A 13,891-nucleotide genomic window follows, 5' to 3' on the forward strand; every position below is an offset into this window, starting at 1 on the left:
ACCTATGCTCTCAGCTCGTACACACTGCCGAGGCACACATGAGCGAGGGCGGGGCGGCGATGGCGGAGCAGAGCGTGCGGTGGGGGATCCTGGCGACGGGCGGGATCGCGGCGGCGTTCGCGGCGGACCTGGTGGATCTGCCGGACGCGGAGATCGTGGCGGTGGCCTCGCGCCGGCGGGAGTCGGCGGAGGCGTTCGCGGACCGGTTCGGGGTGGAGCGGGCCTACGGCGACTGGGAGTCGCTGGCCGCGGACGAGGACGTCGACGTCGTGTACGTCGCCACTCCGCACGTCGCGCACCGGGCGGCGGCCGGGCTGTGCCTGGAGGCGGGGCGGAGCGTGCTGTGCGAGAAGCCGTTCACGCTGAACCTGCGTCAGGCGGAGGAGCTGGTCGCGCTGGCCCGGGAGCACGGCCGCTTCCTGATGGAGGCGATGTGGATGTACTGCAATCCGCTCGTCCGCCGGCTGAAGGCGCTGGTGGACGACGGGGCGATCGGTGAGGTGCGCACGGTGCAGGCCGACTTCGGCCTCGCCGGTCCTTTTCCGCCGTCGCACCGGCTGCGGGACCCGGCGCTGGGCGGCGGGGCGCTGCTGGACCTGGGCGTGTACCCGGTGTCGTTCGCGCAGCTGCTGCTGGGCGAGCCGGACGGGGTCGCGGCGAGCGCGGTGCTGTCGCCGGAGGGCGTGGACCTGCAGACCGGTGCCGTGCTGTCGTGGGAGAGCGGCGCGCTGGCCTCGGTGCACTGTTCGATCGTCGGCGGTACGGCGGTCACCGCGTCGGTCACCGGCTCGCGCGGCCGGATCGACGTCCCGGCCGGCTTCTTCCACCCCGAGCGGTTCGTGCTGCACCGGGACGGCCGCGATCCGCAGGAGTTCACCGCCGACCCGGCCGACGGGCCGCGGACCAGCCTCCGGCACGAGGCTCGGGAGGTGATGCGGGCGGTGCGGGCGGGCGAGAAGGAGTCGCCGCTGGTGCCGCTGGAGGGCACGCTCGCGGTGCTGCGCACGCTGGACGCGGTGCGGGAGCGGGTCGGGGTGCGCTATCCGGGGGACGAGCAGGCCTAGGGGACCCAGGAGGCCAGGGGGCCAAGGGGACCCAGGGGGCCAAGGGGACCCAGGGGGCCAAGAGGGTCACCCGCGCCGGATAACCGTATGGCGGACATCCGATTCCGCATGACGGACTGCGCGCCTAGGCTGCGGAACCATGACTGACAGGCAATCGAAGATCGCGGTGGTCACCGGCGCCGGCTCCGGCATCGGGCGGGCCGTCGCCGTGGAGCTGCTGCGCCACGGCTGGTCGGTGGCGCTGGCGGGCCGGCGCACCGAGACGCTGACGGAGACGGCGGCCCTGGCCCCGCAGGCCGCCTCGCTCGCCGTGCGCACCGACGTGTCCCGGCCCGAGGACGTGGACGCGCTGTTCGCGGCGACCGTGGAACGGTTCGGCCGGGTGGACCTCCTGTTCAACAACGCGGGGACGTTCGGTCCGGGCGGGGTGCCCGTGGAGGAGCTGTCCTACGACGCCTGGCGGCACGTGGTGGACACCAACCTCAACGGGGCGTTCCTGTGCGCCCAGGCGGCCTACCGGAGGATGAAGGAGCAGGACCCGCAGGGCGGGCGGATCATCAACAACGGCTCCATCTCGGCCCACGCGCCCCGCCCGCACTCGGTCGCCTACACCGCGACCAAGCACGCGCTGACCGGTCTGACCAAGTCCCTGTCCCTGGACGGGCGGCCGTACCGCATCGCGGTGGGCCAGCTCGACATCGGCAACGCGGCGACCGACATGACGACGCGCATGCAGACCGGCGCGCTCCAGGCGAACGGGGAGGTAACCCCGGAACCGGTGATGGACGTGGCCGACGTGGCGCGCACGGTACGGCACATGGCCGAGCTGCCGCTGGAGGCGAACGTGCAGTTCGCGACGGTACTGGCGACGACGATGCCCTACATCGGGCGGGGCTGAGCCGCACCCCTCCGCGAACACAAGCGGAACTCCAACATCCGTGGCATTGCGGCCGGTCGGGCACATATGCTCAACTCTCCTCCACCAGAGCTTCACAGTTGGACCACGGAAGTCCCGCTGCCACTCCGAGGGGGAGGCGGCGGCCGTTCCACCGGACCGGGGTCGGGGGCGGACCCCGCGGCGACGACCGCGGGCCGCACGCCGGTGGGTGGAACGGCCGCCGCACACACCGCCCGGTCCACTCAACTCCGGCCGCCACCCGGTCCGCTCAGCCCCGGCCGCCACCCCCGCCACCCGGGCCGCTCAACTCCGGCCGCCACCCCCGCCACCCGGTCCGCTCAGCCCCGGCCGCCACCCCCGCCGTCTCCCTCGCCGCCGGCCGGGGTCCGCGCCTTGCGCCGCCGCAGGGCCCAGACTCCGGCGCCCAGCAGGGCGACCGCCCCGGCCGTGCCCTCCGCCAGGTGCCATGCCGATCCGTCCCCGGCCGCGGAGCCGGGCGAGCCGGCCGCCGCCCGCACGCCCTTCCGCACGGGCACCGTGCCCGCGCCCGCCCCGCCCTCGCTGAGCGGTTCGACCAGTGTGCCCACCGCCTGGGCCGAACGCCCGTGGGTGAAGCCCCAGTCGAGCAGCGCGGCGGTCTGCTCGTAGACGGCGTTGCCGCCGGCGTCGGGGTGCATCACGGTGACCAGGAGGGTGCGCCCGCCGCGGGTGGCCGCGCCGGTGAAGGTGTTGCCGGCGTGGCTGGTGTAGCCGTTCTTCACCCCGATGAGGCCGTCGTACGTCTTCAGGCCCCACGCCCCGGTCAGCAGCCGGTCGGTGTTCTGGATCTGGAAGGTCTTCGCGCCGCCCGCCGGGAAGTCGGCGGTCCTCATGCCGCAGTAACCGCGGAAGTCGGCGTCCTTCAGGCCGTGGCGGGCGAAGAGCGTGAGGTCGTACGCCGAGGAGATCTGCCCCTTGTGATCGAAGCCGTCGGGGCTGACCACCTGGGTGTCCAGGGCCCTCAGGTCCTCGGCCTCGGCCTGCATCTCGGCGACCGTCTTCGCGATGCCGCCGTTCATCCGGGACAGCACGTGCACGGCGTCGTTGCCGGAGCGCAGGAACACGCCCTGCCACAACTGCTCGACGGTGTAGGTGATACCGGGCTTGATGCCGACGAGGCTGGAGCCGGCCGGGACGTCGGCGAGGTCGGCGTCGGTGACCCGGTACCGTTCGGCGCGGTCGAACTTCTTCAGGACTGTGTCCGCGAACAGCATCTTCAGCGTGGACGCGGGCGGGAGCCGCCGGTGCGCGGCGAAGGAGGCGAGCACCTCCCCGCTCGCGCAGTCGGCGACCAGCCATGAGCGGGCGGTCAGCTTGTCGGGCAGTCCGGAGGCACCACGCACCTGGACACCGCCGCGGGCCAGACGCTCGCCGCCGATGACCGTCGTCGCAGCGGCCTCGGTGGCCGTGGACAGGGGAAGCGCGGCGGCCGCCAGCCCGAGGGCGGCACGCCGGCTGAGCCGGGAACATTCACGCACCCGGGGACCGTACACCGCGCCGAGCAGGGGTTTCGCGACCGGAGGCACGGAACGGCCGGGAATTTGCCGCCTCATGAAAATCCGATGATTCCCCGGCCGTGCTCAGCCCGTGCCCAGCCCGTCGAGCGCCGGAAGCCCTCTCCGGAAGGCAGTCAGGCGCCTGTCTCCGAGGCCACCAGCGCCATCGGCCGCCCGCACCGGGATGAGCGGCCCTTTCACACCTGCCGTTTCCCGCCTGCCGGAATCACGCCTGCCGGGATCACGCCTGCCCGGTCTCGAAGCGCGAGATCCTCCCGTCGTCCTCGACGGTGAAGGACCACCTGGTACGCATCTCGCCCCAGGTGTCGTTGCGGAAGCGGGCCAGCAGGGTACGGCCGCCGTCGGACTCGCTGTCGACGTCCATGTGCCCGCGGGAGGAGAAGATCTCCCGGTCGGTCCACTCGGGGAGGTCACGGTCGGAACCGTCGTCGGCCATGGTCGCACCCGGCGCGAGCAGTTCCATGAAGCCCGCCCGGTCGTGGGAGTTGACGGCGGTGACGAAGGCCCGGACGACCGGATCGCTGAGTTTGGCCGGCTGAATCGTCATGGCGCCAGGCTCACACCCTCTCCCCCGCCCCGCCACCCGAACGGCAGCCAGGACGGGCCGGGCGGCGCCGTCGGTGCGAGGGTGGAGCCACGGGAGGGGCCTGTCCACCTGCCTGCCGGGAGTCACCGTGAGCTGTTACGACCGACGCGATCTGGGCCTGCTGCTGCTCCGGCTGAGCACCGGCGGAATACTGGCGGCCCACGGCGCGCAGAAGCTGTTCGGCTGGTTCGGCGGCCACGGGCTGGCGGGCACCGGCCAGTTCATGGAGTCCGTCGGCTACGCGCCCGGCAGGGCGAACGCCATGGCGGCGGGTCTGGCGGAGGCGGGCGGCGGCACGCTGCTGGCCCTGGGGCTCGCGACCCCGGCGGCGGGCGCGGCGGCGGCCGGTGCGATGGCGGGTGCGGCGGCGGTGCACGCGCCCAACGGCTTCTTCGCCCAGGAGGGCGGCTACGAGCACCCGGCGAGCCTGGGCCTGGCGGCGGCCGGCCTCGCCGTCACCGGCCCCGGCCGGCTCTCCCTCGACCACGCCATGGGACATGTTCTCGACCGCGGCTGGATGGTCCCGGCCGCACTCGGCGTGACGGTGGCGGCGACGGCCGTGGTGGTGGGGACGCGCAACCGGCGGGTACGGCGGATGGCGGCCGGCGAGCAGGAGGCACTGTTCGAGGAGTGAGCGCCGGGTCGAGGCGGACCCGGGAGCGGAACAGGGGCCGGCCCCTCACCTACCCGCCCCCGGACCCGTCCCCCGTCCCCCGGCGACGATCAGGACGCGAAGGTGCCGTCGGCCTCGCGGGCCCTGTCGGCGGCCTGGGCGAGGTCGTCCAGGAGTGCGGCCAGGGCTGCCCGGGTCGGCTCGTCGGTGACCCGGCCGTCGGCGATCTTCACCAGCGCTTGCGGGATGCGCAGGTCCTGGGGGATGACCTGGGCCCCCATCACGGCGAGCGTCTCGGCCAGCCAGGCGCGGGCCCGGTCGCCACCGGTCACCGTGGGGGACGCGCTCGCGAGGGCCACCGGCTTGCCGCCGATCTCGCCGCCGCCGACCAGCCACTCCAGGGCGTTCTTCAGCACGCCCGAGGTGCCGTGGGCGTACTCGGGGGTCACGATCAGCAGGCCGTCCGCCGCACCGACCGTCGCCCGCAGCTCCGCCACGACCTCGGGCAGCGCGGTCTCCTCGACGTCGGCGTTGAAGTAGGGCAGCCGGCCCAGGCCCGGGTCGAGGTCCAGTTCGCGCGGGGGCAGGGTCAGCTCCGCCGCCGTACGCAACACGGCCGCGTTCAGCGACCCGGACCGCAGACTTCCGCACAGACCAAGGAATTTCATGCCGATGAGCCTATGTCTTGGAGGGGAGACCGGGTCGGCCCACGGCAGTCCTGGACGCTGAGTCGGTCGAAGAGGGCGACAAGTGCGGATCTCAGCCCGCGCAGGCGCTGGCGGGCGACGGGAACCCGGTCGGCAGCGACGTCCGCGTGAACGGCGCCGCCGCCCGGTCGACGTCGTGAGGCGATGGACCGGGCCCATTCCGTCACTGGCCCAGCAGAACAGGTGGAACCCGAGCCCGCGCAGCGACTTGCGGTTGGCCCTTCCTGTGGGGTGGCGCCGGCTGACGGACCGGCGCGACGGCGTCTGCCGACGGAGGGCGAACTCATCAGCAGGGGGCCGGCAGATACAGGCGGCGGTCCGTCCTGCCCAACGCGACGCTATGACCTGCACAAACGTGCAGGAATGGTACTTCCGTGGCTACTTTGATGGGTACGTAACAAGACATCCCCGCCCAGATCGACCCGGACGGGGACGTCGTCGCTCCTGAGATCAGACGGTCCTTTCGATGCGTTCGAAGATGTCCGCGTCGGTCGCCCGCTGCCAGACCGGCAGGTCGGACCAGTCGGCGACATACCCGGGCTTCGGGTCTTCGAAGTGCATGAACATCTGGGCGGTCCAGCAGATCGCGACGAATCGGCCCTTCTGGTCGCGGGTGAGCCTCGCCGCATGCCCGCCGCTGACCTCGATGAAGTCGCGCACCTGCCCGTACACGGCGGTGGCGGCTTCGCGCTCCCACGCGGGCGTCTCGTCCCACGGCGTGACGTAGCCAGGCTTGGGCTCGCCGGGATAGTGCTTGTTCACACCGTCGATCCACGCCTCGCGGAAGATCCGGCCGTCGTTCATGCGCGTGTCCCTCTCATCATGCGATGCGCGGAAGCGCCGCGATTCGGTGATCGAGAGTCGAGACTCGGTCATCGGACATGAGCGAGGCAAGACGCCCCCGAAGCCCGTCCAGCTTCTTGCCGATGAACCCCGAATTCGACCGGTCGGCCAGTCCGAGTGCTTGCTCCGCGTAGTGCACGACCTGGTCGATGTCCCGCCTGTGCACCCCGAGCACGGCGAGGTCGCTCAGAACAGCAGCGCGGCGACGCAGGGACAGAGGCTGGGCAAGGGCTGCGGTGAGCGCTTCCTCAGCGAGGTCAGGGCGGCCCAGTTGGAGATAGCAGGCCCCTCTCTCCTCTGCCAGGCGGGAGCCGTCGAAGCGGAGCCAGCCGCCGTTGTGGGAGTGAGCGCCGTCGAGGGCGTGCACTTTCTCAGCTTCGTCAAGAGCCCGGTTGCACGCGTGGAGATCACCCACGGCCGCGTACGCCTGCGCCTGGACGGCCGCGACCCAGTGACGGGTGGAGAGAGCGTCGTCGCCCCGCCGGGCGATGCGGAAAGCGGCCGCGAGCAGGGGCTGGGCAGCGTGCGCGCGGCGCGCGTACAGCTCGACGTACGCGTGGCGGGTCATGGCACAGGCCCACAGGTCGTGGTCGCCACCGGCGTAGGCCGCGTTGGCGGCCAGTGTGTAGCACTGCGCGGCGTCGGTGTACCGGTTGGCATCGAAGAACAACTCACCGACGAGCTGGTAGACGTCGGCCGTCATCCGACACAATCGGGACCGATCCACAGCAGTACGGGTCTCAGTCAGCGCCTTCGCCATCACATCGAGCTGCGCGCGCACCGCAGGGAAGACGACCTGCTTGGAGTCTGATAGAGCGTAGACCTGCCAGAGGCTGCGGTGTAGAGCGTCCCCTGTCTCCAAGAACGTCGATACCGCCCGCCCTCCGGCCGCCTCACCGGGATCGGGAAGAGCAACCAGCGCACCCGTAACGGCGAGCAGACCCAGGACTTCGCGGCGCTTCATGTCGTCATCATCACCATGGAGAAGAGGTGGAGCAGCGGAGAGCCCGGCTGTCTCGGCCGGCTGTTCGTCGCAGAGAAGGGATTCCAGCTCGGAGAGGGTCACTCCCAACAGCTCAGCGATCGCCGGCCGTTGGTGGGGACGCGGGGTGGCGCGACCATTTTCCCAACGGACCACGGTGGACGCGGCCACCGAGAGCGCTTCTGCGAATTCCTCCTGAGAGTAACCCCGGGCCGCGCGCCGTTCCGCAAAGTGCTTGCGCCTCGACGTCATAGGTCTCCCCTCACGAGAACCCTTTCACGCACTCATACCCGCCACGCGCCAACGCCTGGAGAACGCCCGGGTATTGCGCGAGGTCCGCTCCGGGAGAAGGTAACGGATCGTCGTTCACTGGTCACACACCGCTCGGAGGCCGAAGGGCCCTCCGGGCGGCTTCCCACGGAGAGGAGCGACCGAGTGACAACCTCCGGACCGCCCCGCAGGAACCCTGGCGCCAGTGGCCGTACGTACACGCCGCCGGAGCCCCGGCCGGGTGCACCGAGCCGGGCTCTGCGGGTGCGAGCGGCCGGCGGCTGGGAGAGGTTCATGCGCCGCACCGAGGTCCGGCAGGAGCCGGAGGAGTGAACCCGGTCGGTTCCGACGGCTACGAGCACCACCCGCTCCTGGACACGCATGTCCGTGACATCGCCTCGCGCGGGGAGGGTGTGCTCGTCGCCGTCACACACGAGCTCCACAGCCACGGCACGGTCCGCATCGCGCACATCCGGCCCGCGTCCGGAGTCGAGTGGACGACCGCGGCCGACAACATCCAGGCCGCTCGCCCCTGAGCCGATGCCTGCAGATCGCTGCCGCGCTCCCTGACGCAGGCGGCTTCCCGCACCACCCCCTTCAACCCAAGGAGTCTCATGACCGCCTCTGCCACACTCCCCTCCCCCACACGGCCGTGGGGTGCGAGCCGACTCGCGCCCTACCCGACGGTCATCCGCCGACCCCACGCCACGGTCGCCATCGACCCCACGACGCAGCTCGGGGTGTTCCGCGACCGCGTCGGGCAGGTGGTCGAGATGGGCAAACACGGCACCAGCTCCGGTACCGAGACCTCCACGACGACGAACTCGGACTCCAAGAACGACCAGGGCCACGACCAGGACAGCAACCAGGATTGATGGCCATGACCGAGGAGAGGCCGGTTCTGGTGGCCACCGAGGCGGACGACGTCACCGCCGACATGGTGATCACTGAACTCAACCGGCGCGATGTGCCGGTGGTCCGGTTCAACCTCGCCGACATCGGCGAAAACCTTACGGTCTCGGCTCGGTTCGGCACCTGCCCGGCCCCGGTGGTCGGGCAGGTACGCACCCCGTCGAGAACCGCTGATGTGACCCAGGTCCGGTCGGTGTACTGGCGCCGCCCGGAATGGCCTACGTTTCCCCACCTGTCCGCCGACGACTCCCGGTTCGCGGCGGCACAGGTCCGCTACGGACTCGGTGGCACCCTCTACGCCCTGGGCGGCCCGCTCTGGGTCAACCACCCCCTGCGCGTTGCCGCAGCCGACTACAAACCCGCGCAGCTCGTTCTCGCCCAGCGACTCGGCTTCACCATCCCGCCCACCCTCGTCACCAATGACCCGGACGAGGCCCGCGAGTTCGTCCACGATCAGGGTCAGGCGATCTTCAAGACACTGCGATGGACCCCCTACACGCGTGACAGGGTGCCGGTGACGGGATGGGCGGCCCCCGTCGCCCCCGACGAGATCGACGACAGCGTTCGGGTCGCGCCGCACCTGTTCCAGGCCCGCGTGGACAAGGTCGCCGACGTTCGCGTACTGCTCGTAGGTCGGCATACGTTCGCCGTACGCATCGACTCCGACCTCCTGGACTGGCGCAAGGACTACAGCGCCCTGACCTACACCGTGGTGCACCTACCCGACCAGGTAGACAAGGCACTGCACGCCTACCTGGACCGAATGGATCTGGTGTCGGGAAGCTTCGACCTCGCGGTCGACCGGGCGGGGGACTACTGGTGGCTGGAACTGAATCCCAACGGGCAATGGGGGTGGCTGGAGACCGAAACCGGCCTCCCGATGTCCGCTGCCTTCGCCGACCTACTTGCACAAGGAGATCGCCGATGACCGACCCGGCATCCGAGCGACGCCGCATGGCGAAAGTGCTCGTGAACGAAGGCGTCCTGAGATCCCCCTGGTTGCGTGCGGCCGTCGAGACCGTCTCCCGCGAGCGGTTCCTCCACCCGGGAGTGTTCCTGGACGAGGGGCGGGCCTGGCGGCCCGTCACCGCCGCAGGCACGGACCCGGACGAGTGGCTGAAGATCGCATACCGCGTCGACACCCTCACCACCCAGCCCGACGGCCACCTCACTGCCGACCAGGCCGGTGAACCCGTCGTGGGCGTGCCCACGTCCTCCTCGACCGACCCGGCCACCGTCGTCGGCATGATCGAGGCCCTGGACCTCGCGACGGGCCACCGAGTCCTGGAGATCGGCACAGGCACCGGCTACTCCACAGCCCTGATGTGCCACTACCTCGGCGAGGACAACGTCGCCACGGTCGAGGTCGACGCACAGGTGGCCGCGCGCGCCGATGCCGCTCTCGAAGCCGCCGGCTTCTCGACGTGGACGGTGACGGGCGACGGGCTCCTCGGACACCCGTACCGGGCGCCGTACGACCGGGTCATCGCCACCTGCTCGGTCCGCCGCATCCCGTACGCGTGGATCAGGCAGACGAAACCCGGAGGCGTTGTCCTCGGCACGGTCGGCTCGTGGCCGTGGGGAACCGGCCTCGCGAAACTGACCGTCGGCGATGACGGCACCGCCGAGGGCCCGATCGTCGGACGCTCCTCCTTCATGCAGGCGCGGGCCCAGGCAGTGGCCCCCGTGGCTGGCGATCTCTCCGCCCGGACCGCGTACGCGGACAGTGAGCGGCCCGCTCTGCTGTCCCCTCTGGTCCTCGAGGAATGGATGCCTGCCTTTCTGGCACAGTTGGCCGCGCCCGGCGCTCAGTTCGTGCGCGCGACGGACGGTGACGGGTCACCCATGCTGTATCTGTTCGATCCGGAGAAGGAGTCGTTCGCCGAGTTCCTCGCCGACGGCGAAAGCTGGACTGTCCGCCAAGGCGGCCCGGTCGGCCTGTGGGACGACGTGGAACGTTCGCTCGTCGCCTGGCAGGACGCCGGCGCCCCGGAGATCGACTCCGTACGGCTCCACGTGACGCCCGCGTCCCACCGGTACTGGATCGCCCAGGCGCCTTCCCTGCGCTGGGAGCACCAGATCACCTGACCCACTACCCTCCGGACATGGACGACGAACCGCTCTCCCAGTGGGCCGAGCGCCGGGACGCGAGGATCGGGCAGCTCCGCGCCGTACCACTCGTGACCGGCGACGGCCCGCGTGCATCGCATCTGAACCCCGATGCGCCCCGTGCGATCCAGCGATGGAACGGCCATCTGTGGGAGCCGCACGGCTTCGCGGCGAACCTCGCGGAGGCACGGCGCATCCTGTTTCCCCACGCCGAGGTTGCCGCCACTCCTGAGGCGTCACCAAAGCTCGGTCCCGGGACCGGCAAACATCGGAAGCCTTCGACGCCCTGAATAACTCAGCAGGAGAGCGGCAGCCCATGCCGTACCTCTGAAATCTGCTCCCGCCTGGTAGAGCACCGACGGCACAATGACGCCCGTGAGCAACGACATATCCGATGCCCCGTGGGCCCAAGGAGGGCCCCGGCTCAGCCGACACCCACACCAAGCCGCCCAGCGTGGCTACCTTCATGGCTGCCTTCGTAGCCGCGAGGTCCGGTTCGAACCGGTACGGAACGGGTGAGGCCACGCCCACGACTCCACGAGAAAGGCCCCTGACCTGCGATTTCGCTGGTCAGAGGCTCTGAGGGGCAGACGAGTCGGGCTGTACGCCGGGTTCTGTTCCCCGGTGCCCTCGCGGGCGCCGGGGCGACGGCCATCCATCTAGGGCCGGCGTTGCCGCCGGCCTCGTGCGGTCTACCCGCGGACTCGGGCGAGCAGCCCTCGAACGTCCGCGCAGGGCGCTTTTCACGGCGCCCCTCTTGACCTTGCTCCGGGTGGGGTTTACCTAGCTGCCCAGGTCACCCTGGGCACTGGTGGTCTCTTACACCACCGTTTCACCCTTACCGGGGCCGCCCTCTGCAAGAGAGCGCAGCCGCGGCGGTCTGCTTTCTGTGGCACTGTCCCGCGGGTCACCCCGGGTGGCCGTTAGCCACCACCCTGCCCTGTGGAGCCCGGACGTTCCTCGGGAAGCCCCCTGAGGGGACTCCACGCGGCCGTCCGCCCGGCTCGTCTGCCGTACCGACCATGGTACCGGGCGCGCACCCCACCGCGGACCAGCGGCCATCGCCGTACCGCCCCCGCGGGCCACCGCTTGACCCTGCCGTGACGTCAACGTCTGTACTGGTCGCATGCGGATCGGAGAACTCGCCGCCGCCGTCGGCGTCACGACGCGCACGGTGCGGCACTACCACCACCTCGGCCTGCTGGCCGAGCCCGAGCGGCTGGCGAACGGCTACCGGACCTACACCCTCCGGCACGCCGTCGTCCTCGCCCGGATCCGGCGGCTGACCGAACTGGGTCTGGGCCTCACCGAGGTCCGGGACGTGCTCGCCGACGACGCCGGCAAGGACCTCACCGAAGTGCTCACCGAACTCGACGAGGACCTGGCGCGGCAGGAAGCGGCGATCCGGGAGCGCCGGCAGCGGCTGCGAGCGCTCCTCGACGCCGGTGAGCTGCCCGCCGAGGGGCCCTTCTCGCCCGAGCTGGCCGGACTGCTCGCCACGTTGTCCGTGGAGGACTCCCCCATGGCCGCCAAGGACCGTGAGATCCTCGCCCTGGTCGACACCGGGGCGTCCCCACGGGAGCGGGAGCGGCTGCTGTCCGCGCTGCGCGGCGCCCTGGAGGACCCGGACATGGTGGCGCGCACCCGCGAGGCGTACGCGCTTCTGGACGCGCTGGCCGACGCGTCCCCCGACGACCCTCGCGTGAAACAGGCGGCGCGCACGCTGGCCGACTGTGTGCCGGCCGGTGTGCTGACGGGCGGTCGACTGCCGGACCATGACGGATTCCTGCGCGCTCTCTACGCCGACTTCGGCCCCGCCCAGGCCGAGGTGATCCGCCGTACTCTGCTGATCCTGGAGGAGAGATGACCACGGTGTACCGGCTGGCCAGGCACGAGCTGCGGCTCTTCGCCAGTCTGGCGCTGTGGCTGGTCCGGCGCACGCAGGGGACCGCCGGTGGCCGGGCGTTCGGGTACGCGCGCGGGCAGGGCGCGACGATGCTGGGGCTCGCCTTCGTGTGCCTCGTCGAGACGGTCGGCGTGGCCGTCATGCTGCGGGGCGTGCCGGTGGCGCACGACGTGATGCTGGTGCTGGACGTCTACACCGTGGTCTTCGTGGTCGGTCTGCACGCGGCCTGCGCGGTCCGTCCGCACGTGCTGACCCCGGACACGCTGCGGGTGCGGTACGGCGCCCATGTGGACCTGCGGATCCCGCTGACCACGATCACCGCCGTGCGACGGGAGACCCGGACCACGCACGAGCCGCAGGCGGACACGCTCGCCCTCGCCGTCGGCTCCCAGACCACGGTGACCCTCGAACTCGCCGAGCCCGTCGTCCACACCAGCGTGCTCGGCCGCCGCAGGCGGGTGAGCGTGGTGCGTCTGTACGCCGACGACGCCGGCTCCCTCGTCCGGGCCCTCACACAGCGGGGAGGAGGGTCTTCGCCGTGCCCGGACCGGCCCGGGTGAGCCGTACCCTGGCGCGGAGGTCTACGTAAGGAGTACGTGTTGCTGGTCCTGCTGCCGCCCTCCGAAGGAAAGGCGAACTCGGGCGAGGGCGCCCCGCCGGTGCTGGAGTCGTTGTCCCTGCCGGGGCTCACCGCAGCGCGGGAGGCCGTGCTCGGGGAGCTGGTCGAGCTGTGCTCCGGGGACGAGGAGAAGGCCCGTGAGGTGCTCGGGCTGAGCGAGGGGCTGCGCGGCGAGGTCGCGAAGAACGCCGGGCTGCGCACGGCAGGCACCCGCCCCGCCGGGGAGATCTACACCGGTGTCCTCTACGACGCGCTCGGCCTGGCCACGCTGGACGCGGCGGCGAGGGAGCGCGCGGCGCACTCGCTGCTGGTCTTCTCGGGGTTGTGGGGCGCCGTGCGGGTCACGGACCGGATCCCTTCCTACCGCTGCTCGATGGGCGTGAAGCTGCCGGGGCTCGGGGCGCTGGCCGGCCACTGGCGGGCGCCGATGGCGGAGGTGCTGCCCACGGTGGCCGGGGACGGTCTGGTGCTGGATCTGCGGTCCTCCGCCTATGCGGCGGCCTGGCGGCCCAAGGGTGAGGTCGCGGGGCGGACGGCGACCGTGCGGGTGCTGCACGCGCCGACGCGGAAGGTCGTCAGCCACTTCAACAAGGCGACCAAGGGCCGGATCGTCCGCAGCCTGCTGACGGCCGGGAGCGCGCCGCAGGAACCCGCCGAGCTGGTGGAGGTGCTGCGGGCCCTGGGGTACGTCGTGGAGGCGGAGGCGCCGGGCAGGGCGGGCCGGGCCTGGTCGCTGGATGTGCTGGTGGACCAGATCCACTGACCCCGACGGGCTGGCGTTGCACTATACGCAACGCTCATTGCGCGTGGTGCAGTCGCTGGGCAC

At 71.4% G+C, this 13,891-nt stretch carries 16 protein-coding genes and 1 other RNA gene; 11 read left to right on the forward strand and 6 right to left on the reverse strand.

Translation table 11 applies throughout. The features are described 5' to 3' along the window. Positions 1-59: 59 nt before the first annotated feature. Together AB0B40_RS16395 and AB0B40_RS16400 are read left to right on the forward strand one after the other, a co-directional pair. Entirely contained in the window at positions 60-1,064 is a 1,005-nt protein-coding gene (locus AB0B40_RS16395; protein WP_345047018.1) for a Gfo/Idh/MocA family oxidoreductase, read from the forward strand. Positions 1,065-1,203: 139 nt separating this feature from the next. After that, on the forward strand, positions 1,204-1,962 hold the full coding sequence (locus tag AB0B40_RS16400; protein WP_345046942.1) for an SDR family oxidoreductase: 759 nt from the start codon (positions 1,204-1,206) through the stop codon (positions 1,960-1,962). 338 nt (positions 1,963-2,300) lie between these two features. Here the strand turns inward: AB0B40_RS16400 and AB0B40_RS16405 are convergent, their stop codons facing one another. Further along, positions 2,301-3,479 carry a serine hydrolase gene (locus AB0B40_RS16405; protein WP_345046944.1) on the reverse strand — a complete coding sequence of 393 codons (1,179 nt, stop codon included), beginning with the start codon at positions 3,477-3,479 and terminating at the stop codon, positions 2,301-2,303. Positions 3,480-3,738: 259 nt separating this feature from the next. Continuing rightward, the gene (locus tag AB0B40_RS16410; protein WP_345046945.1) at positions 3,739-4,065 is read right to left on the reverse strand and encodes a nuclear transport factor 2 family protein; all 327 of its coding nucleotides are present in this window, start codon (positions 4,063-4,065) and stop codon (positions 3,739-3,741) included. A gap of 127 nt (positions 4,066-4,192) precedes the next feature. Between AB0B40_RS16410 and AB0B40_RS16415 the strand changes: the two genes are divergently transcribed. After that, complete coding sequence (locus tag AB0B40_RS16415) at positions 4,193-4,738, forward strand: DoxX family membrane protein (protein WP_345046947.1); 546 nt, start codon at positions 4,193-4,195, stop codon at positions 4,736-4,738. Positions 4,739-4,827: 89 nt separating this feature from the next. Here the strand turns inward: AB0B40_RS16415 and AB0B40_RS16420 are convergent, their stop codons facing one another. From AB0B40_RS16420 to AB0B40_RS16430, 3 genes are all read right to left on the reverse strand, one after another. Beyond that, a complete protein-coding gene (locus AB0B40_RS16420; protein ID WP_345046948.1) occupies positions 4,828-5,385 on the reverse strand; it encodes an NADPH-dependent FMN reductase in 558 nt (185 codons plus the stop codon). 489 nt (positions 5,386-5,874) lie between these two features. Then, a complete protein-coding gene (locus tag AB0B40_RS16425; RefSeq protein WP_345046950.1) occupies positions 5,875-6,228 on the reverse strand; it encodes a hypothetical protein in 354 nt (117 codons plus the stop codon). 16 nt (positions 6,229-6,244) lie between these two features. After that, positions 6,245-7,501, reverse strand: coding sequence for a helix-turn-helix transcriptional regulator (locus AB0B40_RS16430; protein WP_345046952.1), 1,257 nt, complete (start codon positions 7,499-7,501; stop codon positions 6,245-6,247). Positions 7,502-7,848: 347 nt separating this feature from the next. On the opposite strand from AB0B40_RS16430, the gene AB0B40_RS16435 reads away from it, so the two are divergent. The 5 genes from AB0B40_RS16435 (at position 7,849) to AB0B40_RS16455 (ending at position 10,830) form a co-directional block, all read left to right on the forward strand. Further along, positions 7,849-8,055: a hypothetical protein gene (locus AB0B40_RS16435; RefSeq protein ID WP_345046953.1), complete on the forward strand. Its 207-nt coding sequence runs from the start codon at positions 7,849-7,851 to the stop codon at positions 8,053-8,055. Between the two features lie 78 nt (positions 8,056-8,133). Beyond that, positions 8,134-8,394, forward strand: a complete 261-nt coding sequence (tgmA, locus tag AB0B40_RS16440) for a putative ATP-grasp-modified RiPP (RefSeq protein ID WP_362264168.1) — start codon at positions 8,134-8,136, stop codon at positions 8,392-8,394. Between the two features lie 5 nt (positions 8,395-8,399). Then, positions 8,400-9,359, forward strand: coding sequence for an ATP-grasp ribosomal peptide maturase (gene tgmB / locus AB0B40_RS16445; RefSeq protein WP_345046957.1), 960 nt, complete (start codon positions 8,400-8,402; stop codon positions 9,357-9,359). Continuing rightward, the gene (tgmC, locus tag AB0B40_RS16450) at positions 9,356-10,519 is read left to right on the forward strand and encodes an ATP-grasp peptide maturase system methyltransferase (RefSeq protein ID WP_362264170.1); all 1,164 of its coding nucleotides are present in this window, start codon (positions 9,356-9,358) and stop codon (positions 10,517-10,519) included. Before tgmB ends, tgmC begins: the two co-directional genes overlap by 4 nt. Positions 10,520-10,536: 17 nt before the next feature. Then, on the forward strand, positions 10,537-10,830 hold the full coding sequence (locus tag AB0B40_RS16455) for a DUF6087 family protein (protein WP_345046960.1): 294 nt from the start codon (positions 10,537-10,539) through the stop codon (positions 10,828-10,830). 297 nt (positions 10,831-11,127) lie between these two features. Here AB0B40_RS16455 and rnpB read toward each other — a convergent pair. Beyond that, positions 11,128-11,547: RNase P RNA component class A (gene rnpB / locus AB0B40_RS16460), an RNA gene on the reverse strand. 119 nt (positions 11,548-11,666) lie between these two features. On the opposite strand from rnpB, the gene AB0B40_RS16465 reads away from it, so the two are divergent. The 3 genes from AB0B40_RS16465 to yaaA are packed head-to-tail and all read left to right on the forward strand — an operon-like array spanning position 11,667 to position 13,828. Next, positions 11,667-12,407, forward strand: a complete 741-nt coding sequence (locus AB0B40_RS16465) for a MerR family transcriptional regulator (RefSeq protein WP_362264171.1) — start codon at positions 11,667-11,669, stop codon at positions 12,405-12,407. Then, complete coding sequence (locus AB0B40_RS16470; RefSeq protein ID WP_345046963.1) at positions 12,404-13,006, forward strand: hypothetical protein; 603 nt, start codon at positions 12,404-12,406, stop codon at positions 13,004-13,006. The genes AB0B40_RS16465 and AB0B40_RS16470 overlap by 4 nt, the downstream gene beginning before the upstream one ends. Positions 13,007-13,045: 39 nt before the next feature. Continuing rightward, positions 13,046-13,828 (forward strand): peroxide stress protein YaaA, encoded by a 783-nt coding sequence (gene yaaA / locus AB0B40_RS16475; protein ID WP_345046964.1) that lies wholly within the window; start codon positions 13,046-13,048, stop codon positions 13,826-13,828. Positions 13,829-13,891 lie beyond the last annotated feature (63 nt).

It is taken from the genome of Streptomyces sp. NPDC042638 (assembly GCF_040647235.1).
Taxonomy (GTDB): Bacteria; Actinomycetota; Actinomycetes; order Streptomycetales; family Streptomycetaceae; genus Streptomyces; species Streptomyces rameus.

Excerpts from the sequence above, each read along its gene's own strand:
- AB0B40_RS16430 (WP_345046952.1), bottom strand. The coding sequence starts at position 7,501 with ATGACGTCGAGGCGCAAGCACTTTGCGGAACGGCGCGCGGCCCGGGGT.
- AB0B40_RS16470 (WP_345046963.1), top strand. The coding sequence starts at position 12,404 with ATGACCACGGTGTACCGGCTGGCCAGGCACGAGCTGCGGCTCTTCGCC.
- AB0B40_RS16395 (WP_345047018.1), top strand. The coding sequence starts at position 60 with ATGGCGGAGCAGAGCGTGCGGTGGGGGATCCTGGCGACGGGCGGGATC.
- AB0B40_RS16455 (WP_345046960.1), top strand. The coding sequence starts at position 10,537 with ATGGACGACGAACCGCTCTCCCAGTGGGCCGAGCGCCGGGACGCGAGG.
- AB0B40_RS16400 (WP_345046942.1), top strand. The coding sequence starts at position 1,204 with ATGACTGACAGGCAATCGAAGATCGCGGTGGTCACCGGCGCCGGCTCC.
- tgmA (WP_362264168.1), top strand. The coding sequence starts at position 8,134 with ATGACCGCCTCTGCCACACTCCCCTCCCCCACACGGCCGTGGGGTGCG.
- AB0B40_RS16465 (WP_362264171.1), top strand. The coding sequence starts at position 11,667 with ATGCGGATCGGAGAACTCGCCGCCGCCGTCGGCGTCACGACGCGCACG.
- AB0B40_RS16410 (WP_345046945.1), bottom strand. The coding sequence starts at position 4,065 with ATGACGATTCAGCCGGCCAAACTCAGCGATCCGGTCGTCCGGGCCTTC.
- tgmC (WP_362264170.1), top strand. The coding sequence starts at position 9,356 with ATGACCGACCCGGCATCCGAGCGACGCCGCATGGCGAAAGTGCTCGTG.
- AB0B40_RS16425 (WP_345046950.1), bottom strand. The coding sequence starts at position 6,228 with ATGAACGACGGCCGGATCTTCCGCGAGGCGTGGATCGACGGTGTGAAC.
- tgmB (WP_345046957.1), top strand. The coding sequence starts at position 8,400 with ATGACCGAGGAGAGGCCGGTTCTGGTGGCCACCGAGGCGGACGACGTC.
- AB0B40_RS16420 (WP_345046948.1), bottom strand. The coding sequence starts at position 5,385 with ATGAAATTCCTTGGTCTGTGCGGAAGTCTGCGGTCCGGGTCGCTGAAC.